At 65.7% G+C, this 23,899-nt stretch carries 24 protein-coding genes and 2 pseudogenes; 10 read left to right on the top strand and 16 right to left on the bottom strand.

Going from position 1 to position 23,899, the window contains the following annotated elements:
- Nucleotides 1–57 precede the first annotated feature (57 nt).
- Complete coding sequence (locus ACAD63_RS25455) at nucleotides 58–363, top strand: LysR family transcriptional regulator (protein WP_133094398.1); 306 nt, start codon at nucleotides 58–60, stop codon at nucleotides 361–363.
- A gap of 112 nt (nucleotides 364–475) precedes the next feature.
- On the opposite strand, the gene ACAD63_RS25450 is transcribed toward ACAD63_RS25455, so the two are convergent.
- The 3 genes from ACAD63_RS25450 to ACAD63_RS25440 all read right to left on the bottom strand — a co-directional run bounded on the left by ACAD63_RS25450 (nucleotide 476) and on the right by ACAD63_RS25440 (nucleotide 1,077).
- Nucleotides 476–652, bottom strand: a complete 177-nt coding sequence (locus ACAD63_RS25450; protein WP_434034537.1) for a helix-turn-helix transcriptional regulator — start codon at nucleotides 650–652, stop codon at nucleotides 476–478.
- A gap of 11 nt (nucleotides 653–663) precedes the next feature.
- On the bottom strand, nucleotides 664–840 hold the full coding sequence (locus ACAD63_RS25445) for a type II toxin-antitoxin system RelE/ParE family toxin (protein ID WP_434034536.1): 177 nt from the start codon (nucleotides 838–840) through the stop codon (nucleotides 664–666).
- A gap of 90 nt (nucleotides 841–930) precedes the next feature.
- Complete coding sequence (locus tag ACAD63_RS25440; protein WP_165971461.1) at nucleotides 931–1,077, bottom strand: hypothetical protein; 147 nt, start codon at nucleotides 1,075–1,077, stop codon at nucleotides 931–933.
- Nucleotides 1,078–1,147: 70 nt separating this feature from the next.
- Between ACAD63_RS25440 and ACAD63_RS25435 the strand changes: the two genes are divergently transcribed.
- Nucleotides 1,148–1,699 carry a hypothetical protein gene (locus tag ACAD63_RS25435; protein ID WP_240745820.1) on the top strand — a complete coding sequence of 184 codons (552 nt, stop codon included), beginning with the start codon at nucleotides 1,148–1,150 and terminating at the stop codon, nucleotides 1,697–1,699.
- 171 nt (nucleotides 1,700–1,870) lie between these two features.
- On the opposite strand, the gene ACAD63_RS25430 is transcribed toward ACAD63_RS25435, so the two are convergent.
- The 9 genes from ACAD63_RS25430 to ACAD63_RS25390 all read right to left on the bottom strand — a co-directional run bounded on the left by ACAD63_RS25430 (nucleotide 1,871) and on the right by ACAD63_RS25390 (nucleotide 13,704).
- Nucleotides 1,871–2,308, bottom strand: a complete 438-nt coding sequence (locus ACAD63_RS25430) for a PAS domain-containing protein (RefSeq protein WP_133094396.1) — start codon at nucleotides 2,306–2,308, stop codon at nucleotides 1,871–1,873.
- Nucleotides 2,309–2,458: 150 nt separating this feature from the next.
- Nucleotides 2,459–3,709 carry a formyl-CoA transferase gene (frc, locus tag ACAD63_RS25425; protein WP_133094395.1) on the bottom strand — a complete coding sequence of 417 codons (1,251 nt, stop codon included), beginning with the start codon at nucleotides 3,707–3,709 and terminating at the stop codon, nucleotides 2,459–2,461.
- A 40-nt stretch (nucleotides 3,710–3,749) separates the two neighbouring features.
- A complete protein-coding gene (gene oxc, locus ACAD63_RS25420; RefSeq protein WP_434034535.1) occupies nucleotides 3,750–5,489 on the bottom strand; it encodes an oxalyl-CoA decarboxylase in 1,740 nt (579 codons plus the stop codon).
- A 686-nt stretch (nucleotides 5,490–6,175) separates the two neighbouring features.
- Nucleotides 6,176–7,573, bottom strand: coding sequence for an NAD(P)(+) transhydrogenase (Re/Si-specific) subunit beta (locus ACAD63_RS25415; RefSeq protein ID WP_195427868.1), 1,398 nt, complete (start codon nucleotides 7,571–7,573; stop codon nucleotides 6,176–6,178).
- A gap of 25 nt (nucleotides 7,574–7,598) precedes the next feature.
- A complete protein-coding gene (locus ACAD63_RS25410) occupies nucleotides 7,599–9,161 on the bottom strand; it encodes a Re/Si-specific NAD(P)(+) transhydrogenase subunit alpha (protein ID WP_434034534.1) in 1,563 nt (520 codons plus the stop codon).
- Nucleotides 9,162–9,197: 36 nt separating this feature from the next.
- Nucleotides 9,198–9,980: a fumarylacetoacetate hydrolase family protein gene (locus ACAD63_RS25405; RefSeq protein WP_135702914.1), complete on the bottom strand. Its 783-nt coding sequence runs from the start codon at nucleotides 9,978–9,980 to the stop codon at nucleotides 9,198–9,200.
- 231 nt (nucleotides 9,981–10,211) lie between these two features.
- The gene (gene frc, locus ACAD63_RS25400; RefSeq protein WP_135702915.1) at nucleotides 10,212–11,444 is read right to left on the bottom strand and encodes a formyl-CoA transferase; all 1,233 of its coding nucleotides are present in this window, start codon (nucleotides 11,442–11,444) and stop codon (nucleotides 10,212–10,214) included.
- Nucleotides 11,445–11,725: 281 nt separating this feature from the next.
- Nucleotides 11,726–12,445, bottom strand: a complete 720-nt coding sequence (locus tag ACAD63_RS25395; protein WP_029047003.1) for a GntR family transcriptional regulator — start codon at nucleotides 12,443–12,445, stop codon at nucleotides 11,726–11,728.
- A gap of 281 nt (nucleotides 12,446–12,726) precedes the next feature.
- Entirely contained in the window at nucleotides 12,727–13,704 is a 978-nt protein-coding gene (locus ACAD63_RS25390; protein ID WP_133094389.1) for a 2-dehydropantoate 2-reductase, read from the bottom strand.
- Between the two features lie 183 nt (nucleotides 13,705–13,887).
- Here ACAD63_RS25390 and ACAD63_RS25385 point away from each other — a divergent pair, with 183 nt between their 5' ends.
- The 3 genes from ACAD63_RS25385 to ACAD63_RS25375 all read left to right on the top strand — a co-directional run bounded on the left by ACAD63_RS25385 (nucleotide 13,888) and on the right by ACAD63_RS25375 (nucleotide 17,219).
- Complete coding sequence (locus ACAD63_RS25385) at nucleotides 13,888–14,643, top strand: TerC family protein (protein ID WP_133094388.1); 756 nt, start codon at nucleotides 13,888–13,890, stop codon at nucleotides 14,641–14,643.
- A gap of 130 nt (nucleotides 14,644–14,773) precedes the next feature.
- Entirely contained in the window at nucleotides 14,774–16,375 is a 1,602-nt protein-coding gene (locus ACAD63_RS25380; RefSeq protein ID WP_434034533.1) for a glucan biosynthesis protein, read from the top strand.
- 151 nt (nucleotides 16,376–16,526) lie between these two features.
- Complete coding sequence (locus ACAD63_RS25375; RefSeq protein WP_133094386.1) at nucleotides 16,527–17,219, top strand: GntR family transcriptional regulator; 693 nt, start codon at nucleotides 16,527–16,529, stop codon at nucleotides 17,217–17,219.
- Nucleotides 17,220–17,238: 19 nt separating this feature from the next.
- Here ACAD63_RS25375 and ACAD63_RS25370 read toward each other — a convergent pair whose 3' ends face one another.
- Both ACAD63_RS25370 and ACAD63_RS25365 read right to left on the bottom strand, forming a co-directional pair.
- Nucleotides 17,239–18,126, bottom strand: coding sequence for an EamA family transporter (locus ACAD63_RS25370; RefSeq protein WP_133094385.1), 888 nt, complete (start codon nucleotides 18,124–18,126; stop codon nucleotides 17,239–17,241).
- 233 nt (nucleotides 18,127–18,359) lie between these two features.
- The gene (locus ACAD63_RS25365) at nucleotides 18,360–18,545 is read right to left on the bottom strand and encodes a hypothetical protein (protein ID WP_135702917.1); all 186 of its coding nucleotides are present in this window, start codon (nucleotides 18,543–18,545) and stop codon (nucleotides 18,360–18,362) included.
- A gap of 344 nt (nucleotides 18,546–18,889) precedes the next feature.
- On the opposite strand from ACAD63_RS25365, the gene ACAD63_RS25360 reads away from it, so the two are divergent.
- The 5 genes and pseudogenes from ACAD63_RS25360 (at nucleotide 18,890) to ACAD63_RS25340 (ending at nucleotide 22,185) form a co-directional block, all read left to right on the top strand.
- On the top strand, nucleotides 18,890–19,780 hold the full coding sequence (locus tag ACAD63_RS25360; protein ID WP_135702918.1) for a GNAT family N-acetyltransferase: 891 nt from the start codon (nucleotides 18,890–18,892) through the stop codon (nucleotides 19,778–19,780).
- Nucleotides 19,777–20,673, top strand: a complete 897-nt coding sequence (locus ACAD63_RS25355; RefSeq protein ID WP_434034532.1) for a polysaccharide deacetylase family protein — start codon at nucleotides 19,777–19,779, stop codon at nucleotides 20,671–20,673. The genes ACAD63_RS25360 and ACAD63_RS25355 overlap by 4 nt, the downstream gene beginning before the upstream one ends.
- A 420-nt stretch (nucleotides 20,674–21,093) precedes the next feature.
- Nucleotides 21,094–21,399 (top strand): annotated as a pseudogene (locus ACAD63_RS25350) (3-hydroxyacyl-CoA dehydrogenase NAD-binding domain-containing protein); the annotation flags it as partial.
- A pseudogene (locus ACAD63_RS25345) lies at nucleotides 21,399–21,809 on the top strand (acetyl-CoA C-acyltransferase); the annotation flags it as partial. The pseudogenes ACAD63_RS25350 and ACAD63_RS25345, both read left to right, overlap by 1 nt.
- Nucleotides 21,810–21,918: 109 nt before the next feature.
- The gene (locus ACAD63_RS25340; protein WP_431189863.1) at nucleotides 21,919–22,185 is read left to right on the top strand and encodes an enoyl-CoA hydratase-related protein; all 267 of its coding nucleotides are present in this window, start codon (nucleotides 21,919–21,921) and stop codon (nucleotides 22,183–22,185) included.
- A 171-nt stretch (nucleotides 22,186–22,356) separates the two neighbouring features.
- Here ACAD63_RS25340 and fdhE read toward each other — a convergent pair whose 3' ends face one another.
- The gene (fdhE, locus tag ACAD63_RS25335) at nucleotides 22,357–23,220 is read right to left on the bottom strand and encodes a formate dehydrogenase accessory protein FdhE (protein ID WP_434034531.1); all 864 of its coding nucleotides are present in this window, start codon (nucleotides 23,218–23,220) and stop codon (nucleotides 22,357–22,359) included.
- A complete protein-coding gene (locus ACAD63_RS25330) occupies nucleotides 23,217–23,891 on the bottom strand; it encodes a formate dehydrogenase subunit gamma (RefSeq protein ID WP_434034530.1) in 675 nt (224 codons plus the stop codon). The genes fdhE and ACAD63_RS25330 overlap by 4 nt, the downstream gene beginning before the upstream one ends.
- Nucleotides 23,892–23,899 lie beyond the last annotated feature (8 nt).

The raw sequence follows: 23,899 nt of genomic DNA, 5'->3' as shown, positions 1-23,899 counted from the left end.
TCGCCGTCCCTATGCTTGTCTCAACCCCACCGCTACGGCGTATCGAGGAGACAAGCCATGAACCAGGTCCAGACTGACAGCCGCCCCGCCGCCATCACGGTCGGCACCGACAACCGGCCCATCCCGCGCGAGACGCAGCTCGCGGCCTATAACGCCGCCTTCATCGAGCTGGGCCTGCGTTTCCGCTGGGACGCCGAGATGTATGAATGGCTGTGCGGCATCGAATGCGAAAAGGCCCGCGTCGCCCGCTACATTGAAGAGCACCACGCCCACCTGCTCGCCGCTTATGATGCGGCCTTCCTCAGCGGGCTGATCTTCGAGAAAAAGAACGAGTACCTGCGCGCGGTCGGCCATCTCAACTGAGCAGTCCGATCGGTTACAGGCGAGGCGCTTTGGCGGCCTCGCCTTTTTATTGCGGTGAGAACTGCCGACTCGACATTGGCATCGACATTGGCTTTGGCGTTCGCGGCGGCGCTCACGCAGCGGCATCTTCCACTGTCCGCCGGATCAGCCGCCCGTTGAGGATACGCGAAAGCGTTGCCCGCGTTACGCCGATATGCGCGGCAAACGCCGTGATGGTCATGTCGTCCACGCCTTCAAGCCAGTCGCCCAGCACGGTTCCGGGGTGCGGCGGGTTGTGCATGCGATTCATGATGCGGTCCTTCAGTGGTAGTCCTGGTAGTCCACGACGATGGCATCTCTTCCCTCGAACCTGAATGTCAGCCGCCAGTGGCCATTGACAACGACGGACCAATGGCCAGCCAGGTCGCCACATAGCGGATGCAAGCGCCCAGCCAGGAACAGCCATGTCTTCAGGCCGGATGGCCTGATCCAATGCACCGAGTTGCCTGCGCAGCCGATCCGCGTGATGCGGTTGAAGCAGCGCCTTATCGCATAGGCACCGAGCGCTCGTGACCATAGCCCGCTGGGCTACGCCCTGCAATGAGATTGCTTCGCTTGCCGCGCCGGACCAGGGTTGACCACCACATCGACACCGGTCATCACCGGCACCCGATCCGCGGCGGCCGTCATGCGCGCGCAGCCCACTTTGGTGACGGCATGAAATTCGCTTGCCATGACGGTGTCGCCGCCATACGGGCGCTTCCGCAGCGGCCAGCGCAGGCATGTGCCGCACCGCTGCCACCACATGGAACCTACTCGCCACCACTTCCGCACAGACATGCCGGCCGGTGAAGCCGCCGGCACCGGGCAGCACTTCCCGGCGGATGCGTCGACCATCCTGCGCCGCGCGGCGATTTCCGGGACCTGCGCCAGCCTGGTCTCCACCGGCATGCTCGCCCGTGGCGGCACCGTCGATTGCGGCAGTGCGTTCGCGCCGGTCAATGCGGTCAGCCACTGGATCTGGGGCGAACGCGCCATGCATGCCAACCGGCCGTCGGTCCGGCATACCATGCTGGGCTACGTCATCCATCATGCGATGTCGGTGTTCTGGGCCGTGTTCTATGAAACCGCGGTGGCACGGCATCATGCGCGCGGCGCCGCGGGCACCCTGGCGCTTGGCGGTCTTGGCGTGGCAGCCCTTGCCTGCCTGGTGGACCTGACGTGTACGCCGCACCGCCTGACGCCTGGCTTCGAGCGGCGCCTGTCGCCGCGCATGCTGACGCTGGTCTACCTGGCTTTCGGGCTGGCCCTGCCGCTGGGATCGCTGCTGGTGCGGCACACGGCGCGCAAAGGGTGAGCCCGCAGCGCGCGCAAAGCGCGCGGCGGAGACGATGCGGGGTATGCCGGGGGAAGTCAGTCGACGAAAGTCAGCGGTTTCGACAACGCGCAATGGCATTGCCGACGCCAAGGCGGTACGGAGCGAAATGCGGGAAGCGGCCGGCAAGCCGGCCGCCGGGATGCAGCGATATCAGGCCTGTTCCTTGACCTGAGTTTCCAGTTCGACCAGCCGCTTCTTCAGCGCCCGCTCTTCCTGGAAGCGCACGGTTTCATCGCGGATTATGGCGACGATGCCGGTGATGGCCCCCGCGTCATCCTTGAGCAGCGCCACGGTAAAGGCGATCGACAGAGACTTGCCGTCCTTGTCGACCGCGGGCACCTTGAGCAGGTCATGGCCGTAGCGCGTGATGCCGGTGGCCATGGTCTTGTCATAGCCCTCCCAATGGCGCCCGCGCAGCCGCTCGGGAATGATCAGGTCGAGCGACTGGCCCATGGCCTCGGCCTGGGTGTAGCCGAACATGCGCTCGGCGGCGGGGTTCCACAGCGTGATGGCGCCCTTGGCGTCCGAGATGATGATGGCGTCGCCGATGGCGGACACCAGCTGCGCGTAGTCGATGGGTTCTGGCATGGGAACTCCCTCTCTGTCGGTCATTGCCGGTTGGGGTATGTAGCCATCAAGGTAGCGCGGCACGGGGCAGCGCTGCAAGCGAAAACGCCGGGGCGGCGCAGTTGGCGCGGCCCCGGCGTACGCCCCGGCACATGCGCCGGGCGGGCGGCGTCAGATCACCTGGGACTCGCGCAGGCGCTTGATGTCGTCCGCACCGTAGCCCAGGCCGGCCAGCACTTCTTCGCTATGCTCGCCCAGCAGCGGCGAACCCGTGATTTCCGGCTTGAGGTCGGAGAACTTGATCGGGCTGCCCACCGTCAGGTAAGTGCCGCGCTCCTTGTGCGGCACCTCGGTGATGCTGCCGCTGGCGCGCAGCGACGGATCGGCGGCGATCTCCTTCATCGACAGCACCGGCGAGCACGGGATGTCATGCTTGCGCAGGATGTCAACCGCCTCGTACTTGGTCTTGTCGGCGAGCCAGTCCTCGATGGTCTTGAAGATATCGAAGATATGCGGCTGGCGTGCCTTGGCGGTGCTGTAGTTGGGATCGTCGATCCATTCCGGCTTGCCCAGCGCCTTGCAGATCGGCTCCCAGGCGTGGCCCTGGATGGTGAAGTAGATATAGGCGTTGGGGTCGGTCTCCCAGCCCTTGCACTTCAGCACCCAGCCCGGCTGGCCGCCACCGCCCGCGTTGCCGCCGCGCGGCACCACGTCGCTGAACGAGCCGTGCGGATACTGCGGGTACTCTTCCAGGTAGCCCAGGCGGTCCAGGCGCTGCTGGTCGCGCAGCTTGACGCGGCACAGGTTCAGCACGGCGTCCTGCATCGACACGGCCACCTTCTGGCCCTTGCCGGTCTTGTCGCGGCCGATCAGCGCGGTCAGGATGCCGATGGCCAGGTGCATGCCGGTGTTGGAATCGCCCAGCGCCGCGGCGGACACCGTCGGCGGGCCGTCCCAGAAGCCGGTGGTCGAGGCCGCGCCGCCCGCGCACTGCGCCACGTTCTCATAGACCTTCAGGTCTTCATAGTGGTGGCCGTCGCTGAAGCCCTTGACCGAAGCCACGATCATCTTCGGGTTCAGCTCGTTGATGCGCTCCCACGAGAAACCCATGCGATCCAGCGCGCCCGGGCCAAAGTTCTCGACCAGCACGTCCGACTCGCGGATCAGCTGTTCCAGGATCTTCTTGCCTTCCGGCTTCTTCGTATCCAGCGTGAGCGAACGCTTGTTGCTGTTGAGCATGGTGAAGTACAGCGCGTCGACATCGGGGATGTCGCGCAGCTGCGTGCGCGTAACATCGCCGGAACCGGGGCGTTCCACCTTGATGACGTCTGCGCCGAACCACGCCAGCAGCTGCGTGCACGCGGGACCGGCCTGGACGTGCGTGAAGTCGATGATCTTGATGCCGTTGAGTGGGAGGTTCACTTTCGTCTCCTATTGGATTAGGGGGTGAAATTCGGATCGATTACTTCTTGGCCGAGCTTTGCGGATTCAGGTTGGTCAGGCGACCGCTTTCGGTGCCGGCAGCGGGGTCGATGACGGCGTTGACCAGCGTGGGCTTGCCCGACCGCAGCGCTTCGTTCACCGCGGCTTCGAGTTCCGCCGGCGTGGTAACGTTGGCGCCGACGCCACCGAACGCTTCCATCATCTTGTCGTAGCGCGCACCCGGCACGAAGGTCGTGACCGCCGGGTCCTTGCCGCCGGTCGGATTCTTGTCGATGCCCTTGTAGACGCCGTTGTTGTTGAAGATGACGATGCAAACCGGCAGGTTGTAGCGGCAGATCGTCTCGACTTCCATGCCCGAGAAACCGAACGCACTGTCACCGCACAGCGCCAGCACCGGCTTGCTGGTCTCGACCGCCGCGGCGACCGCGTAGCCCATGCCCACGCCCATCACGCCCCAGGTACCCACGTCCAGGCGCTTGCGCGGCTCGTACATGTCGATCACGGCACGGGCGTAGTCCAGCGTGTTGGCGCCTTCGTTGACGAACGAGATGCCCGGGTTCGCCTTGACCACATCCTTCAGCACGCTCAGCGCGCCGTGGAAATTCATCGGCGCGGCATCCCTGGACTTGGCCAGGGTCTCGGCCATCTTCGCCAGGTTCTTGTCCTTGCGCTCATCCACCGCGTTCAGCCACTCGGCGGGCGGCCTCGCGAAGTCGTTGCCGACCTTGCCGAGGATCGCCGACACGCACGAACCGATGTCACCCACCACCGGCGCGGCGATGGCGACGTTGCTGTCCATCTCGGTCGGCGCGATGTCGATCTGGATGAATTGCTTCGGGCCACCCCAGGTCTTGCCCTTCCCGTGCGACAGCAGCCAGTTCAGGCGGGCGCCGACCAGCATCACCACGTCGGCTTCAGCCAGCACGTACGAGCGCGCGGCCGAGGCCGATTGCGGGTGCGTATCGGGCAGCAGGCCCTTGGCCATCGACATCGGCAGGTACGGAATGCCGGTCTTCTCGACCAGCGCACGGATATCCGCATCGGCGCGTGCGTACGCGGCACCCTTGCCCAGCAGGATCAGCGGGCGCTTGGCGCCCTTCAGCAGCGCGACGGCACGGTCGACCGAGTCCGGCGCAGGCAGTTGGCGCGGGGCCGGATCCACCACCTTGATCAGCGACTTGCGGCCCTTCTCGGCTTCCATCGACTGGCCCAGCAGCCTGGCCGGCAGGTCCAGGTACACACCGCCCGGACGGCCCGACACGGCGGCACGAATGGCACGCGCGACACCGACACCGATGTCCTCGGCGTGCAGCACGCGGAAGGCGGCCTTGGCGTGCGGACGGGCGATGGCCAGCTGGTCCATCTCTTCGTAGTCGCCCTGCTGCAAATCGACGATCTCGCGCTCGCTCGAGCCGCTGATCAGGATCATCGGGAAGCAGTTGGTGGTCGCATGCGCCAGTGCCGTCAGCCCGTTCAGGAAGCCCGGCGCAGACACGGTCAGGCAAACGCCCGGCTTCTGGGTGAGAAAGCCGGCAATCGCTGCCGCGTTGCCTGCATTCTGCTCGTGACGGAAGCTGATGACGCGCATGCCGTTGGCCTGCGCCAGCCGAGCCAGATCGGTCACCGGAATGCCGGGCAGGCCGTAGATGTTTTCAATGCCGTTCAGCTTGAGCGCGTCGATGACCAGATGAAAACCATCGGTCTGTGCCTGATGTTCTTCCGCGGCGTGACGCTGCAGCTCGTTTCCAACTTCTGCCATGGTTGCTTCCTTCTATACGAATTGACTGGGGTTGGATTTCTTCTACTTCAGGGGGTCTGCCGCGGTGGTGTCTCGGCCCGCTTCGCTACGACTTCGGACATGCTTGGTCTCCTCGTTGAACTCGTGTTCGTGGTGCGCGGGGACTATCCCCTTGCTTCAACCTCTGCCGGTTCGTTCAACCGGTCTTGATGACATACGGTATGTGATATATCAGATAACGGCAAGCTCTTTTCCTACTCTCCGACGAACTTTCGTCAGTGCACCGCAGCAAACCAGCTTCTATCTGCGCTCAAATCGGCACAACTCTTAATCTGTGGGAATCATTCTCCCTTTTTGCACAGATGCAGGAGTTCAATTCGCTAGCGATTAGCCTGCGACTTCCAGCCAATAGATATATTACATACAACGTTTTGAGGTGCTTTAAGGCCTTCTGCAATGCCTTGCGGGATCCTCAACTTCTCATGCCTGCCCCTGCTCCCGGAACAGGAACGTCAGGCCCACAGCGGCGCCTGGCCTTGTTGCAGCATGAATCTGTGGATTGATGCTAACTGAGGCTTAATTAGTCTTGGCTTAAAGTTTTTTATCGTACCTATTCATGACTGTTTATATATCGCGGAAATGGCATGAATTTGGGTGCAGGGATGGCATCGAGGACCACCGGTGGCATCCCCGCCCGTGGAAAACCCCTACGCCGGCGTTTCCTCCAGCTGTCGCAGCAGCGCATCGACACTGCCCTTGGCGTCGCCAAACCACATCCGCGTGTTGTCCTTGTAGAACAACGGGTTGTCGACCCCCGCGTAGCCCGCTGCCATGCTGCGCTTGGACACCACCACGGTCTTGGCCTTCCACACCTCTAGCACCGGCATGCCGGCAATCGGACTGGCAGGGTCCTCCAGCGCACCCGGGTTAACGATGTCGTTGGCGCCGACCACCAGCACCACGTCGGCTTTCTCGAAGTCGTCGTTGATCTCTTCCATTTCCAGCACGATGTCGTACGGCACGCGCGCCTCGGCCAGCAGGACGTTCATGTGCCCCGGCAAGCGGCCGGCCACCGGGTGGATGCCGAAGCGGACGTTGACGCCCTGCGCACGCAACCGCCGCGCGATCTCGCTGATGGTGCCCTGCGCCTGCGCCACCGCCATGCCGTAGCCGGGCACGATGATGACCTCGTTGGCATCCTTGAGCAGGCTGCTGACTTCCTCGCTCGATACCGGCAGCACCTCGCCCTGCTCCGCCGCCGCGCCCTGCGCCTGCACCGCGCCGAAGCCGCCCAGGATCACCGACAGGAACTTGCGGTTCATGGCCTTGCACATGATGTAGCTGAGGATGGCGCCGCTCGACCCCACCAGCGCGCCGGTGATGATCAGCAGGTCGTTGCCCAGCATGAAGCCGGTCGCCGCGGCCGCCCAGCCGGAGTAGCTGTTCAGCATCGACACCACTACCGGCATGTCGGCGCCGCCGATGGCCAGCACCAGGTGCGCGCCGACCAGCAGCGCGATCACCGTCATCGCTGCCAGCGGCACCAGCCCCTGCTGCACATCCGGCGCGCTGAGGAAGGCATAGCCCAGCCACACGCACACCGCCAGCGCCCCGGCATTGAGTACGTGGCGGCCCGGCAGCAGCATCGGCTTGCCGCCCATGGTGCCTTGCAGCTTGAGGAAGGCGATGATCGAGCCGGTAAAGGTGACCGCGCCGATCAGGATGCCGAGGTAGGTCTCGACCTCATGGATCGCCTTCTCCGCGCCGGCCAGCGTGGTCGGCTCCAGGTAGTTGGCGTAGCCGACCAGCACCGCGGCCAGCCCGACGAAGCTGTGCAGCACCGCCACCAGCTGCGGCATCTGCGTCATCTCCACGCGTTTGGCCAGCACCGCGCCGGCGATGCCGCCCGCCAGCATCGCGCCGATGATGATGGGAACGCCGTCGGGCGTGCCGGCCAGCACGGTGGTCACCACCGCGATCACCATGCCGGCGATGCCGAGCAGGTTGCCGCGTTTGGCGGTGGCAGGATGGCTCAGCCCGCTCAGGCTGAGGATGAACAGCGCGCTGGCGCCAAGGTAAGCGATATTGCTGATGCCGGAAGGCATGGCTCGGTCTCCTTTGCCTTTGTATTCAGTCGCGCTGGAACATCTTCAGCATGCGCTGCGTGACCAGGAAGCCGCCGGCGATGTTGATGGTCGCAACCAGCACCGCGCAGCCCGCGATCACCGCCGTCAGCAGCGACGGCTTGCCCAGCTGCACCAGCGCCCCCACCACGATGATCCCGCTGATGGCATTGGTCACGCTCATCAGCGGCGTGTGCAGCGCGGCGGTGACGTTCCACACCACCTGGTAGCCGACGAAGATCGCCAGCACGAACACGGTGAAGTGCGCCATGAACGCGGGCGGCGCCACTGCCCCGAGGGCGAGCAGGGCAATCGCCGCCAGCCCCAGCGCGACCAGCGTCACTCCGGTGCGGTTGCGCGGCAGGGGGGCTTCCGCCTCCACCGGCGGCGACGCGGCCGGCGCCTGCTGCTGCGGTATCGCCACCGTCAGCGGCGGCGGCGGCCAGGTCACCGCGCCCTGGTGCTGCACCGTGGCGCCGCGGATCATCTCGTCGTCCATGTTGACCACGAGCTGGCCGTCCTTGCCCGGCGTCAGCTCGGTCAGCAGGTGGCGGATATTGGTGGCGTAGAGCTGGCTCGACTGCGCCGCCAGCCGGCTCGGCAGGTCGGTATAGCCGATGATGGTCACGCCACCGCGGCGCACGCTTTCGCCCGCCACGGTGAGTACGCAGTTGCCGCCCTGCTCGGCGGCCAGGTCAACCACCACGCTGCCGGCACGCATGAGCCCGACCGTCCCGGCTTCCAGCAGCTTCGGCGCCGGCTTGCCGGGGATCAGCGCGGTGGTGACGATGATGTCGACTTCGCGCGCCTGCTCGGCAAAGAGGCGCATCTCCGCCTCGATGAAGGCGGGGCTCATCTCCTTGGCGTAGCCGCCGCTGCCGCTGCCGTCTTCTTCGATCTCGACGGTCAGGAATTCGGCGCCCAGGCTCTCGATCTGCTGGCGCACCACCGGGCGCGTGTCGAAGGCGCGCACCACCGCGCCCAGGCTGCGCGCCGCGCCGATCGCCGCCAGCCCCGCCACGCCCGCGCCGATCACCAGCACGCGCGCCGGCGGGATCTTGCCCGCGGCGGTGATCTGCCCGGCAAAGGGCCGGCCGAAGGCATGCGCGGCCTCGATCACCGCGCGGTAGCCCGCCATATTGGCCATGGAGCTGAGCGCATCCAGCTTCTGCGCGCGAGAGATGCGCGGCACGCAATCCATCGCCAGCACCGTGGCGCCGCGCTGCGCCAGCCGCTCCAGCATCGGCATCTGCTGCGCCGGCCAGACAAAGCCGATCAGCGTGGCATGCTTCTTCAGCAGCGCCGCCTCTTCCACGCCCAGGCTGGGGTGGACCTGCGGCGGGCGCACCTTGACCACCACGTCGACCGACGCCCACAGGCTTGCCGCATCGACGATGGCGGCGCCGGCGGCGCGGTAGTCGTCGTCCGAGAACGAAGCCTCCTGGCCCGCGCCGGTCTCTACCGCGACCTGGTAGCCGAGCTTGAGCAGTTCCTTGACCGAGTCCGGGGTGGCGGCAACGCGCCGCTCGCCCGGGTGGACCTCGCGGGGCACACCGATCGTCATTGGCATGGCATTCACCGTATCGAGTTTTGGGTTGGGTCGCGCTCAGCCGCGCACGTGGTTGACCAGCGAGCCGATGCCCGCGATCGACACCTCCACCACGGCGCCGTCTTTCATCGAACCCACGCCCAGCGAGGTGCCGACGGCAATCACGTCACCGGGCATCAGCGTCAGGTCTTGCGAAATGCGGCTGACCTGCTCTTCCGGCGAGAAGATCATGTCCGACAGCGGATAGTTCTGCCGCTCTACGCCGTCGAGCCGCGTGACTACGCTGGCGGCGCGCCAGTCAAAGCCGGTGACGATGGCCGGGCCGACGCAGCCGAAGGTGTCGAAACCCTTGGCGCGCGTCCATTGCGGGAAATTGGGATCGGCGGCGATCAGCTCGGCCGCGGTCACGTCGTTGACGATGGTGTAGCCGAAGATATGGTCGCCGGCCTCCGACACCGGCACATTGCGCGCCTTCTTGCCGATGACGATGCCAAGCTCGCCCTCGTAGACGATCTTGCCGTCGTAGCTCTTGGGGCGCTGCACGGCGTCGTTAGGGCCGGCCAGCGACGATGCCGGCTTGATCAGGAACAGCGGGTGCGTCGGCACCGGCTTTTCCAGCTTGCGGGCGAGCGCGTGGAAGTTGTTCCACAGCGCCACCACCTTGCCGGGCTGGCATGGCGCGACCAGCGTCAGCGCGGCGCGCTCGTGCACGGCGCCGGTGGGCGCGGGATGGTTGAAACCGTCGCTATCGTATTCGACCACGCGATTCTGGTCAGGGCCATCGAGACGGCCATGGCCGATGCTGCCGTCGGCGCGGCGAAAGCGTATCCAGGTTTGCACGGCAATGCTCCTTGCGCAGGCAAAGGCGGGCCTGCCTGCGCCGATATCGGTTGCAGGATCTTGTAAAGGGAATGGGAATGAGATCAGGGCTGGCGCGTCCGCCCGTCGTTCCCGCGCAGGCGGGAACCCAGTGACTTCAAGAGACGTCGCTGGATTCCCGCCCACGTGCCCCGGGGGGTATGCGCGGGAATGACATCGGTACGCTCACACACCCGCTCCCGGGCTACCGCCTCATACCGCCCCGGCCAGCTTCATCGCCGCGATCTGCGCGGGCGTGCGGCCCAGCCATTCGAGGATCTCGTCGGTATGCTCGCCCAGCAGCGGCGAGCGCTCCACCTCCACCGGCGATGCCGACATCGTGATCGGGCAGCCCAGCTGCACGTAGTTGCCGCGCTGAGGATGCTCCAGCTCGACCAGGTAGCCGCGCTGGTACAGCGACTGGTCCTCGATCAGGTCCTTCATCGACAGGATCGGTCCGCACGGCACATCCACCTCGTTGAGCGCGGCCATCACGTCGAACTTGCTGACCTTGCTGGTCCATTTCTCGATCACGGCGAAGCAGTCGGCCAGGTGCTTGAGGCGCGCTTCGGGCGTGGCGTAGTCCGGGTTGGTGATCAGGTCCTCGCGGCCGCACAGGCGCATCAGCGGTTCCCAGCCCTGCGGCTGGATGATGACGTAGACGTAGTCATTGGGGCCGCCCGGTGCGCAGCGCAGCGCCGCGCCCGGCTGGCCGCCGCCCGAGGCATTGCCGGCGCGCGGCACGTGGTCGCCGAACTCCTGGTTCGGGTACTCGCGCAGCGGGCCGTTGTCCAGGCGCTGCTGGTCGCGCAGCTTGACGCGGCACAGGTTCAACACCGCATCCTGCATCGCCACCTCCACGCGCTGCCCGCGGCCGGTATGCTCGCGCTGCAGCAGCGCGGCCAGGATGCCGACCACGCAATGGATGCCGGTGCCCGAGTCGCCGATCTGCGCGCCGGTCACGGTCGGCACGCCTTCGGCATCGCCGGTGGTCGAGGCCGAGCCGCCCATGCACTGCGCCACGTTTTCATACGCCTTGCAGTCGGCGTACGGCCCCGGGCCGAAGCCCTTGATCGACGCATAGACCAGCCGCGGATTCAGGTCCTGCAGGTGCTCCCAGTCGAAGCCGGCGCGCGCCAGCACGCCGGGCCCGAAGTTTTCGATCAGCACGTCGCTGCGCTGTACCAGGTCTTCGAGCAGCGCCTTGCCTTCGGGCGTCTTCATGTTCAGCGTCAGGCTGCGCTTGTTGGAGTTGAGCATGGTGAAGTACAGGCTGTCGGCGTTGGGCACGTCGCGCAGCTGGCTGCGGGTAATGTCGCCGCGGCCGGGCATCTCCACCTTGATCACGTCCGCGCCCAGCCACGCCATCAGCTGCGTGGCCGACGGGCCTGCCTGGACGTGGGTCATGTCCAGGATGCGAACACCTTGCAGTGCCTTGGTTTCCATTGCGAAAGTCTCCTTTTAACCGCTGATTTTGTAGCTCTTGATGACATACGGTATGTGATATATCAGAAGAGAGCAAGAGGAGATTGGCAGTCGCAGCAGAAATATCGACGATGCGCCGCAGCATAAGCAGAAAAAGAGACGCTTAGTGCGGGCGATGCCGCAGACATCGGCACTGGATTCTCACATTGATATATCACATACCATCTGGCGAAATGCATCGATGCCTGCACAAAACAAAAACGGCGGACCGAAGTCCGCCGTTTTGCCCTGCCCTGCTCGCCTCAGTCGAGGAAGTCGCAGTGCTTCTCCACGTAGTCCGCCAGGTCCAGCGAATGCTGCCGCACCAGCCGCTCGGCCAGTTCGGTATCGCGCTTCTCCAGCGCCTCGATGATGCGCAGGTGATCCACGATCGACCTGGCCGCCCGGTCGCTCTGCGAGATCGTCATCTTCCGGATCGCGCGCACATGGATAAAGATATTGCGGATCGTGTCCATGATGATCTGCGACCTGGACAGCTGCACGATTGCCTGGTGGAACGCGATATTGGCGTCGGAATACTCCTCGATATGTTCCGCCGGCGTCGAATCGCGGAAGCTGTCGAACATGCGTCGCAGCTGGGCGATTTCCTGGTCGGTGGCATTCTGCGTGGCAAGGCGCGCCGCCATGCTCTCCAGCGCCGCCCACATCTGGATCATCTCGACGATCTCGCGCTTGGTCTTGCGCATGATGTAGATGCCCCGGCGCGGCACGGTGCGCAGGAAGCCTTCCTGCTCCAGCAGTGTCATGGCTTCGCGGATCGGCGTGCGGCTGACGCCCATGGCTTCGCTCAGCACTCGTTCGTCGAGCCGGATCTCGTCGTGCGACTGGTAGATATCGGCGTCGGCAATGGCCTGCCGCAACATGGCATAGGCCTGGTCGCGCAGGCTCGCGCCGGCGTTGATCGGTTGCACTGACAAGGTCAGCCCGTTGGGCTGGACGATGGATTGTGGTTGCGCAGACATGGAATATGCTCGTGTGAGACCGGTGGCGCGGCGGCCGGAATGGCTGCCCGCCGCATTTCCGCACAGCTTAGCAAAACGCCCGACTCATTACGAAAATGCATCAAGCAATACGTTGCGGTCATGCATCGGCACCGTCAGCGTGCGCGGTCTGTCGTATATGGTATATCACAATCGTCTTGCCATTTCTTGCCCAAAAGCGGGCCAGGCGCAACATGGGCGCCGCCCGCTCGGGCGGGAGGGCCAGACCCATAGCCGCTCCCGTCACCAGCCAACGCCAGCGGTTACGCCGCGAGCTTGGCCATCGAGTCGCGCTGCTTGATCAAACCCAGCACGGCGTCGCACATCGGCGTCGGCTGCCCGACCAGCCGGCCCATTTCCTGCACCACCGTGAGCAGCGGATCGATTTCCATGGCGCGCCCCGCCTCCAGGTCCTGCAGCATCGAGGTCTTGTGCGCCCCAACCGCTCCCGCCCCGTCGATGCGCCGCTCCACGTCGACGCGGAACTTGACCCCGAAGCGCTCGGCAATGCCCTGCGCCTCCACCATCATCTGGCGCGACAGCGCGCGCGTGGCCGGGTCCGAGGTAATGACATCGAGCGTGGCATGGGTCAGCGCGCTGATCGGGTTGAAGCAAAGGTTGCCCCACAGCTTCAGCCAGATCTCGTCGCGGATGTTGTCGCGCACCGGCGCCTCCAGGTCGGCCGCCATCATCATTTCGCTGAGCCGGGTCACGCGGGCCGAACGGCTGCCATCCGGCTCGCCCAGCGGGAATTTCTTGCCATACACATGCTTGATCACGCCGGGCGCGATGATTTCGGCAGCCGGATAGACCACGCAGCCGATCGCGCGCTCCGGCCCGAAGCCGCGCCATTGCCGGCCGCCCGGGTCGACACTTTCCAGCGTCGATCCCGCCAGCTCGCCGCCGTGCTTGTAGAAATACCAGTAAGGAATGCCATTGACGCCGGTCACGATCGCGGTTTCCGGACCCAGCAGCGGCTGGATCAGGTCTACCACGCCCGGCACCGAATGCGCCTTAAGCGTAATGAAGACGTAGTCCTGCGGCCCCAGTTCGCGCGGATCGCTGGTGCAGCGCACTCGCGCCGCGCGCTCCTCGCCGTCGATCAGCAGCCGCACGCCGTGTTCCTGCATCGCCGCCAGGTGCGGGCCGCGCGCGACGAAGCTGACATCGGCCCCCGCGCGCGCAAGCTGCGCCCCGACATAGCCGCCGATGGCGCCCGCGCCGTAGATACACACTTTCATTTGCTGTCTCCTTGATGGCTCGATTGGATTTTTTGATATATCACATACTATATTCCACTAAGCCGCAAAACAACCTTTATCTTTGCGGACACATTTAGGCAAGCGGCGCTGCGCTAACATGAAGCTTCGTGCGCCTGGAACGATGCCCGGGCGCCGGTTGCTTACCAACACCGGAGCCCACTGATGGAATCGTCGCTGGCTTTGCTTCAGGACCCCGCCGCCTGGGCGGCTCTGGCCACGCTGGTGGCCATGGAAATCGTGCTGGGGATCGATAACCTGATCTTCATTTCGATCCTGACCAACAAGCTGCCCGCAGAGATGCGCGAGAAGGCGCGCAAGGTCGGCATCAGCCTGGCGCTGCTGATGCGCCTTGGCTTGCTGGCCACCATCGCCGTCATCGTCAAGCTGACCGAACCGGTCTTCACGATCCTTGGCCAGGGGCTGTCGTGGCGCGACATGATCCTCATCGCCGGCGGCGCCTTCCTGGTATGGAAGGCCACCCGAGAGATCCATCACCACGTCACCGCCGGCGAGGAAGGCGAACACAATGGCACCGGCAAGGTGGCGCACAGCTTTGCCGCCGCGATTGGCCAGATCCTGGTGCTCGACCTGGTGTTCTCGATCGACAGCATCATCACCGCGGTTGGCATGACCGAGCATGTCCAGATCATGTTCGTAGCGGTGATCGCCGCTGTGATGGCGATGCTGTTCGCCGCCACGCCGCTGGCCAACTTTATCAACCGCAACCCGACCATTGTGATGCTGGCGCTGGCCTTCCTGATGATGATCGGCATGACGCTGATCGCCGAAGGGCTCGGCACGCATGTGCCGAAGGGCTACATCTATACGGCGATGGCGTTCTCGGCCGCGGTGGAAGGGCTGAACATGCTGGCGCGGCAGCGGCGCCACGCGCGGCGCGCGCGCGGCGAAGCCCACTGAGCGTCAGGCGGCACAATGTGAATCTTGTGCCGCAGCAGGCTGTAACAGACGGTGTCCGAACTTTTCCCGGGAAACGCCGTCTTTTAGAGTTCTGCTCAACCCTCGGACAAGAAAAGGACGCTTTCGCCACATGATGAACCGCCGAACCCTGCTGGTCTCCGCCACCGCCTCAGCCGCCCTGGCCGCGCTGGGCATTACCCCACCGGTGCTGGCGGCCAGCCGGATCAAGCTCGGCGAGGCGCAGCCGTTCGGCTTCGACGCCCTGATCGAGCGGGCGCGCGCGCTGGCTGCCAAGCCCTATGCGCCCCCGCCCTCGCCGCCTGCGGACGTGCTGTCGCGCATCGACTACGATGCCCACGGCAAGATCCGGTTCCGCACCGACGATGCGCTGTTTGCCAACGGCCCGGGCCAGTTCCCCGTCACCTTCTTCCACCTCGGCACCTACTTCCGCACCCCGGTGCGCATGCATGTGATCGAGCGCGCCAAGGGCGGCGGCGGGCGCGCGCGCGAGATCGTCTATGACGATGCCTACTTCGACATGCCGGCCGACAGCCCCGCGCACAAGCTGCCGCCCGGCAGCGGCTTCGCGGGCTTCCGTTTCCAGGAAAGCCGCCTCGGCGACCAGAAGACGCGCGACTGGCGCAAGAACGACTGGGTCGCCTTCCTGGGCGCCTCCTACTTCCGCGCCATCGGCGACCTGTACCAGTACGGGCTGTCGGCGCGCGGCATCGCCATCGACGTGGCCGAGGCCGGGAAGCCCGAGGAATTCCCCGCCTTCACCCATTTCTGGTTCGAGACCCCGGAAGGCAACGGCGATACCGTCACGGTCTACGCCCTGCTCGACGGCCCCAGCATCTCCGGCGCCTACCGCTTCGTGATGCAGCGCGCCAAGGCCGTGATCATGGACGTGGAATGCGCGCTGTTCCTGCGCAAGGACGTCGCGCGGCTGGGACTGGCACCGCTGACCTCGATGTACTGGTTCTCGGAAAGCATCAAGGGCATCACCGACTGGCGCCCGGAAGTCCACGACTCCGACGGCCTGGCCATCTGGAACGGCGCCGGCGAGCATATCTGGCGCCCGCTCAACAACCCGCCCCAGACCACGGCATCGGCATTCTCCGACGACAACCCCAAGGGTTTCGGCCTGCTGCAGCGCGACCGCCTGTTCGACCACTACCAGGACGGCGTCAACTACGAACGCCGCCCGAGTCTGTGGGTCGAGCCGCGCGACGGCTGGGGTGCGGGTGCCGTGCAACTGGTCGAGCTGCGCACCGACGACGAGATCCACGACAACATCGTCGCCATGTGGGTGCCCAAGGCGCCCGCCAAGGCCGGCGCCACCTACCGCCTGCGCTACCGCCTGCACTGGCAGGCCGACGAACCGAACCCGTCGCCGCTGGCGCGCTGCGTGGCCACGCGCCTGGGCAACGGCGGCCAGCCCGGCCAGCCGAGGCCCAAGGGAGTGCGCAAGTTCATGGTCGAGTTCAAGGGCGCGCCGCTGGAAAAGCTGCCGTTCGGCGTCAAGCCCGAAGCCGTGCTGACCGCTTCGCGCGGCACCTTCTCCTATGTCTTCACCGAAGCCGTGCCCAACAACGTGCCCGGCCACTGGCGCGCCCAGTTCGACCTGACCACCGATGGCAAGGGGCCGGTCGACATCCGCCTGTTCCTGCGCCTGGACGGCAAGCCGCTGTCCGAGACATGGCTGTACCAGTACCACCCGCCCCAGGCGTAAGCCTCCGTCGTAAGCCCCAGTCAAAAGCCCGCCCCCGGCGCAGCCGCCAGCCGGCGCCGCTTTGCAGGATATTGCGGCGCCGTGATGTCAGGCGCGCTTGAGCGGGTATGATGGCTGGCTACGACAGTCAAACCGCACCAGCCAGCCTCACATGATTTCTCAAGAGTTTGCCGGTGCCGCCGAAGGCGGCCAGGCTGCATCGCTCCCGCGCTCGGAGCGTGCCTACCAGCAACTGCGCGCCGCCATCCAGGCGGGGCAGCTATCTCCCGGCACCCGGCTGCGCGAAGTGGAACTGGCGGAATCGCTGGGCTTGTCGCGCACCCCGGTGCGCGAAGCGCTGTCGCGGCTGGAATCGGAAGGCCTGGTGGTCAACGAGCCCAACCGGGGCATGATGGTGACGCAGCTCGACGCCAGCATGGTCAGCGAGCTGTACGTGATGCGCGAGGTGCTGGAAGGCACCGCCGCGGCGCTGGCCGCACGCCATGCCACCGATGTGGAGATTTCGCTGCTGCGCGATATCGTCGAGCGCGACCTCGCGTTCGCCGACGATCCGGACCGGCTCGCGCAGAACAACCGGCTGTTCCACGAAACCCTGCACCGCTGCGCCCACAACCGCTACCTGCTGAAGAACCTGCGCTCGCTGCACGAATCGATGGCGCTGCTGGGGCGCACCACGCTGGCGGTGCCCGGCCGCGCGCGCAGCTCCTATGAAGAGCACACCGCCCTGGTCGAAGCGCTGGAAAAGCGTGATCCGGCGCAGGCCGAGCAGATTGCCCGGCGCCATATCCAGCAGGCCTACAAGGTGAGGCTGTCGCTTTGGATCCAGGAGCAGTCCGGCAGCTGAGCTTGCGGGCCAGGGCGCTTCAGGCAGCCGCCTGCGCCCGCGCCGTGCGCAGTGTGCCGACGCTCAGCACCGCCAGGGCAAGCAGGATCAGCACCACCGCGTACAGCGTCTGCGGCGCGATCACCTCGCCGCCCAGCCAGGCGCCCATCGCTAGCGCCACCGGCGGATTGACGTAGACATAGCTCGTCGACAGCGTCTGGCCGACCGTCGCCACCAGGTACATATAGGCAGAGAACGCCACCAGCGAGCCCGCCACCACCAGGTAGACCCAGGCCCAGCCGGCCTGCGCGCTGATCGACCCCAGCGACACCGGCCATGGCTCCTGCCGCAGCGCCGACAGCACCATCAGCACCACCCCGCCGATCAGCATCTCCGCGGCAAAGGCCGCCGCGCCCTGCGGCAGTTCGAGCCGGCGCACCAGCTGCGAGCCGAACGACCAGCTCGCCACCGCCAGCATCAGCGCCACCACGCCACCCGCGCTGACGCGGAATTCCGCCCCCGCGGTCAGCACCACGATGCCCGCGCTGCCGATCGCAATCGCCACATACTCGTACCACTTGGGGCGCTGGCCGAAGCAGGCCGCCCAGATCAGCGCAAAGATCGGCATCGAGCCGATCATTACCGTGGTCGCGCCCGACGAGATGGTCTGCTCGGCCATCGCGGTCAATCCCATGCCGCCTACCAGCAGGAACAGCGCCGGCACCGCGCAGTTGCGCAGCTGCCGCCACGACGGCATCGGCGTGCCGCGCCACGCCAGCCAGGCGGCCAGCAGCAGGCCCGCGCATAGAAAGCGCGTACCCGTCATGAACAGCGGCGGAAAGCTCTCCAGCGTAAAGCGGATCGCCAGATAGGTCGTACCCCAGACCACGTAAGTGATCAGCAGGCACATAAGGACAAGCGGGGGCATGGTCGCGGACGGTTCTGCAAAGGCATCCAAGATAGCCTTTGGCCGCGCCACGACAAAACGAAAAGGTCTGGCAAGCCTTGTCAGAGTTGCTCACAAGGCACGTCGACCTGCCTTGCGTAAAGCGAGCAGGCAAAACAAAACCGGCCGCGTCTTGCCCGTGGCGGGCGCGCGTCTGGCCGGTTCTACAACGCAGCCACCAGGGCCGCGGGTACTGCGATACCGCTGGAAACTGCTTAGCCGTTGGCGTAGACGACCTTGGCCTTGCGGGCTTGCGACTGCAGGCGCGCGATGACTTCCTGCACCGCGGCGATGGCGCGCTTGGCGTCATGCACGAAGCCCAGGCTTTGCTTGCCGAGCTCGCGCTCGATGAGGTCGCGTTCCAGTTGATCGGTCAGCTTGATATCGGATTGGGTGTTCATGGCTTCCTTCCTTGCTTGTTGCTGCGGGATTACCCTCATGGGGTTTTCCCGAATTGTAGCAAAGGAATTGTCGCAACGCAGCATTAGGTAATAGTGCGTATGCGGGAAAGCAACGGCATAACGGAGGCGGCCGCCCGCAGGCGGCCTTTTGGACACACTGGGCTAGCCAAGTCACCAAAAAGACTGGCGCATGCTTTACCGGTCACCCATCGACCGAGGGACTGCCACCCGTTGCTCCCACAGCGGAGAACGCGCCTTATCATCCAGACACATAGACCTGAAGTGACGAGGTGCGACTGCCGCGGCAACGGCAGTCCGCGACTCGGCCAACGGAGCAGATTGCGATGTCAGGCGACCTGGTGATTCGGAACATGACGCGCGCCGAGCTTGATCAACTGATCGGCTGGGCGGCTACCGAGGGGTGGAACCCCGGCCTTCACGACGCGGCGCTGTTCTGGGCCACGGACCCGGATGCTTTCATCGCAGCCGAGCTGGATGGGGAGCTGATCGGCGGCGGCGCGATCACGTCCTACGGCGGCGCGTTCGGCTTTATGGGTTTCTTTATCGTCCGTCCGGCCTTTCGCGGCCGGGGACTGGGCAACGCGCTGTGGCATGCGCGCCGAGACCGGCTGATTGCCCGCCTGCGGCCCGGAGCCACCATCGGGCTGGATGGCGTTTTCGCGATGCAGGATTACTACGCCAGGGGTGGCTTCGTTTTCTCCCATCGCAATCTGCGCTTTCGTGCCGAGGTACCGGATAGCCCGCCCCAATCGCCCCTCTCGCCGGACGCGTCGCGCCCGGATGACGTGATCGTCCCGCTGGAAGCGGTGCCCTTCGACGACGTGCTGGCATACGACCGCACGTGCTTTCCCGCCGCGCGCGAGACCTTCCTGCGCGGATGGATCCGGCAGGAGGATGGGCTTGCGCTCGGTTGTCTGCGACAGGGACGGCTGGGCGGATTCGGCGTGGTGCGCCGGTGCGGGGAAGGCTGCAAGATCGGGCCGCTGTTTGCCGACGACGCCGAAGCGGCCGAAGCGCTTTACGAACGCCTGGCCGCCTTTGCGTCGGGTGGCCCGTTGTTCCTCGATGTCCCGGAAAACCACCCCGCGGCCATGGCGCTGGCCCATCGGCACGGCATGGCGGAAGTCTTCGGCTGCGCGCGCATGTATCTGGGGCCTGCGCCGGGCCTGGTGCACAAGCGCATCTTCGGCATTACTACCTTCGAGCTGGGATGATGCAGGCACGCGACCTCGCCGGCTACGGCGGCTCCCCGCCCCATCCACGCTGGCCCGGCGGCTCGCGCGTGGCGGTGCAGTTCGTGCTGAACATCGAGGAAGGCGCGGAATCGTGCATCCTCAACGGCGATATGCGCTCCGAAGCGTACCTGCACGAACTGCCCGGACGGCCGCCGCGTGAGGCCGGGCGCGACTGGAGCGTCGAAAGCATGTACGAGTATGGAGCGCGTGCCGGCGTCTGGCGGTTGCTGGATCTGTTCGCCGAGCGCGGCCTGCCGCTGACCGCGTTCGCGGCCGGTCGCGCGCTGGAGCTCAATCCGCGGATCGGACAGGCACTGAGTGCGGCAGGACACGAGGTTGCAGGGCATGGCTATCGCTGGATCGATTATCGGGACGTCCCGGAAGATGAGGAGCGGCGCCATATCCGCCTGACCATCGCGGCAATCGAACGCACCTGCGGCAGGCGGCCGGTAGGCTGGTACACCGGGCGGGTCAGCGCCAACACGCGGCGCCTGGTCAATGAGGAAGGCGGGTTCCTTTACAGCTCGGATGCCTACAACGATGACCTGCCGTACTGGCTCTGCAGCGCCCCACCGCTGCTGGCAATCCCGTATACGCTGGTCAACAACGACGCGCGCTATCTGCTGCCTGACGGCTTTGCCTCGGGGCAAGATTTCTACCGCTCGCTGCGGGATGCATTTGACCAGTTGTGGCACGAGGGGGCGCGCGCGCCGAAGATGATGAGCGTCGGTCTGCATCCCCGCATCAGCGGCCATCCGGCGCGCGCCATGGCGCTGGCACGCTTCCTTGACGACGTACGCGGCCATGACGCCGTGTGGATCTGCCGCCGGGAAGACATCGCCAGGCACTGGCTGACCGAGCATCCGGCGTAGCGTGGCTCCTGGTCGGGCGGGCTACCGACGCGCCCTGGCAAGTGCCTGCCCCTGATCGGCTGACAAAACTGAAGGCAGACGTCCGGCTGCCTCAGTTGCAATCGGCTTCGCATTGCGGGAAAAGCGGCAGAAATTGTCAATGAATGGGCAGGTTCGGGTAGTGTCGAACGCTCCCCGCGGCGCTACGATCACCAGACATAGCGACCGCCGGCGGCCTACGTCAGCTTATTCCGTGCCGCCCTCCATCGGCTTCGACGTCCGCGACGGCGTCCTGCATGCAATCTGTGCGTGCCATCCAGGCAGCGCCCGATCCGGTGACTGCGATCGCACGCTATGTTGACAGGCTGGGCTGTGCCCGCAGCTCCATGGCCTCAACTCCACCAGACACTTCAAAACTCTCAAACCCTAAGGCGTTAAGACATGGCAATCAAGACAGTAGGCATCGTCGGTGCCGGCACCATGGGCAATGGCATCGCCCAGGCCTGCGCAGTGGCCGGCCTGAACGTGGTGATGGTCGACATCAGCGACGCCGCGGTGCAGAAGGGCGTGGCCACCGTGGCGGGCAGCCTGGACCGGCTGATCAAGAAGGAAAAGCTGACCGAGGCGCAGAAGGCCGATGCGCTGGCGCGCATCCAGGGCAGCACGTCGTATGACGACCTCAAGGCCACCGACATCGTGATCGAGGCCGCCACCGAGAACTACGACCTGAAGGTCAAGATCCTCAGGTGATGATGGAGCGCGCCGAGGCCGAGCGCCGCGGCCTGAAGCCGCTGGCGCGCCTGGTCTCGTACGGCCATGCCGGCGTCGATCCGAAGACCATGGGCATCGGCCCGGTGCCGGCGACGAAGATCGCGCTGGAACGCGCCGGCCTGCAGGTGTCGGACCTGGACGTGATCGAAGCCAACGAGGCCTTCGCCGCGCAGGCTTGCGCCGTGACCAAGGCGCTGGGCCTGGACCCGGCCAAGGTCAACCCGAATGGCTCGGGCATCTCGCTGGGCCACCCGATCGGCGCCACCGGCGCGCTGATCACGGTCAAGGCGCTGTACGAGCTGCAACGCGTGCAAGGCCGCTACGCGCTGGTGACGATGTGCATCGGCGGCGGGCAGGGCATTGCCGCGATCTTCGAACGCGTCTGAGGTTCGACTTGCGCCTGGATTGCCGATCAAGATGTCAAGGCGATCCAGGTCCTTTGGCAGGTCTGCAGCTTGATTCAGGGTGCGCGGCAACGCGTCCGCGCACGCGGCCGTGATCGTCGATATCGGCGCTCACGTCGAGCGGTACTTCAAGCCTCTTGTCATGAAGCTGCAAAGCCTGCCAGTCCCGAGCGTTGCGGCTGTCAACGGCCTGGCTGCGGGTGGCGGCGCGTCGCTCGCGCTGGCCTGCGATGTCGTGGTTGCGGCGAAGTCGGCCTACTTCCTGCAGGCGTTCTCGAAGATCGCCATCGATGGCTTCGAGGACGCCGGCATGGCAACGGCTGCAGCCGTACTGGCGGAGTGCGCCCGCTTCAGGTAATCAGATCCAGCGCCCGCGTCGTACCCACCAGCCGTGGCAGCCGTTGCGTCCCCCCATAGCCCGGGATCAATGGCGGCATGGCCGATGTGCACCTTGACGGCGCCGAGGGCGACGCCACCGCGGACACCGACGCCGCACAAGCCCGCTAAAAAAGCGGGCAGCATCCCGTCCTCATGCCGGCAGTGCGAAGGGATTGAACCCGGTGCGCTGATAGCCCTCCGCCGTTACGGCATGGTCCAGGGCCAGCGTGGCAAGATCATCGGCGACGGCCTCGGCTTGCCGGTCGCGTTCCAGTGAGATGACTTTCAGGTATCCGTGACACACGCCGCAGCATTCGGCGCGCACCGTGGCTTCGGCGGTGTCGAAGCTGAGGTAGTCAAGGTCCGCAGCGGCACCACAGTTGGTGCATTTCGCCCGCACCATGTGCCAGGCGCTCTCGCAGAGCGCGCAATGCAGATAGCGCAAGCCCTGGCGATCGCCGGTCAGGATCAGGCTTGCTACAGGCGCACTGCCGCAGGCCGGGCAAGACGCGTGCTCGGCAGGGCCACAGCCGGGCACGGGCGCGGCGCGCACGGCGCTGGCGCGTTGCAGCGAGAGCGCGGCCCAAAGGAAGGGCGCGATCGCCGCCGGGACGGCGTCGAAGCGACCCAGGGTCAGCGCCTGGGCCGCGCCGAGGCGCTCCTCGTCCGGAAGGCCGCGCAGCACCGCTAGATGCGTGGCGACCGGGGCGGGGACATCGGGCGCAAGCCGCTCAATCAACCGGTCAAGCAGAAAACCTAGATGCCCCTGCTGCAGAATGGCCCTGGCGCCTGCCGGTCCGGATCCGCCGGCTTCGGGCACAAGCGATGCCTGCACCTCGGCCACGCGGGCGGCCAAGCGCAGGTAATCGGCGTGATCGTGGCCTTCGGCCAGCGTGCGCAGGCGCGCGGCGCGGCGGCCGTAAAGACCGGCAAGGTCTGGCTGGATCTGCGGCGCGAAATTCCGGGATGCCTCGCCCGATGGCAGCCCGCCTGGCGGCATCGGATGCGGGCTCATGACCGACGGCCCTTCGCTTCCACCTCTTTCGCCTCTTTCGCCTCTTTCGCCTTCACCTCGCCATACCAGCGGTCATGGTGCTGCCTGGCCCAGGCCCGTGAAACATAGCCCGTCACCATACCAGTGATCGAACCGCGGACCCAGAGGGCCAGATAGATGTGCCCCACAATCAGCAGGATCAGGCCGATCCCTGCGACGGAATGGGCCAGGATCGCCAGGCGGAGCACGGGAATCGGGAAATACTCGGCGAAATAGGCGCGCCACATGATCAGCCCGGTGATCAGAAGGGCCAGTATCGAAGCCATGATGAGCCAGAACAAGACCTTCTGGCCGGCGTTGTACTTGCCTATCCGCAGCGGTTCGCCACCATGCCGGTTCAGGAGCACGTCCCGGACGCGGCGGAACCAGATCGCGTCGGTGCGCGCGGGCATGTTGTAGCCCACAAAGCGCACGAACATGTAGCAAAGGCCAACGAAAACCGCGATGCCGAGGAACGGGTGGAGCAGCCGCGCCATCTGCGGCGTGCCAAGGAATCCGCTCATCCAGCTCACCATCGGGAAGAACCACGAGATACCCGAAACCGCAGCGAGGAAGAAGCAGAACACAATCGCCCAGTGGCACAGCCGTTCGGCGAACTTCGTGCGCAAGATCCTATCGTTGTTGGTCGCCATCTCCGCTC

Source organism: Cupriavidus sp. a3 (assembly GCF_051015765.1).
GTDB lineage: Bacteria > Pseudomonadota > Gammaproteobacteria > Burkholderiales > Burkholderiaceae > Cupriavidus > Cupriavidus oxalaticus_A.
This window is presented reverse-complemented; position numbering and strand designations above follow the sequence as displayed.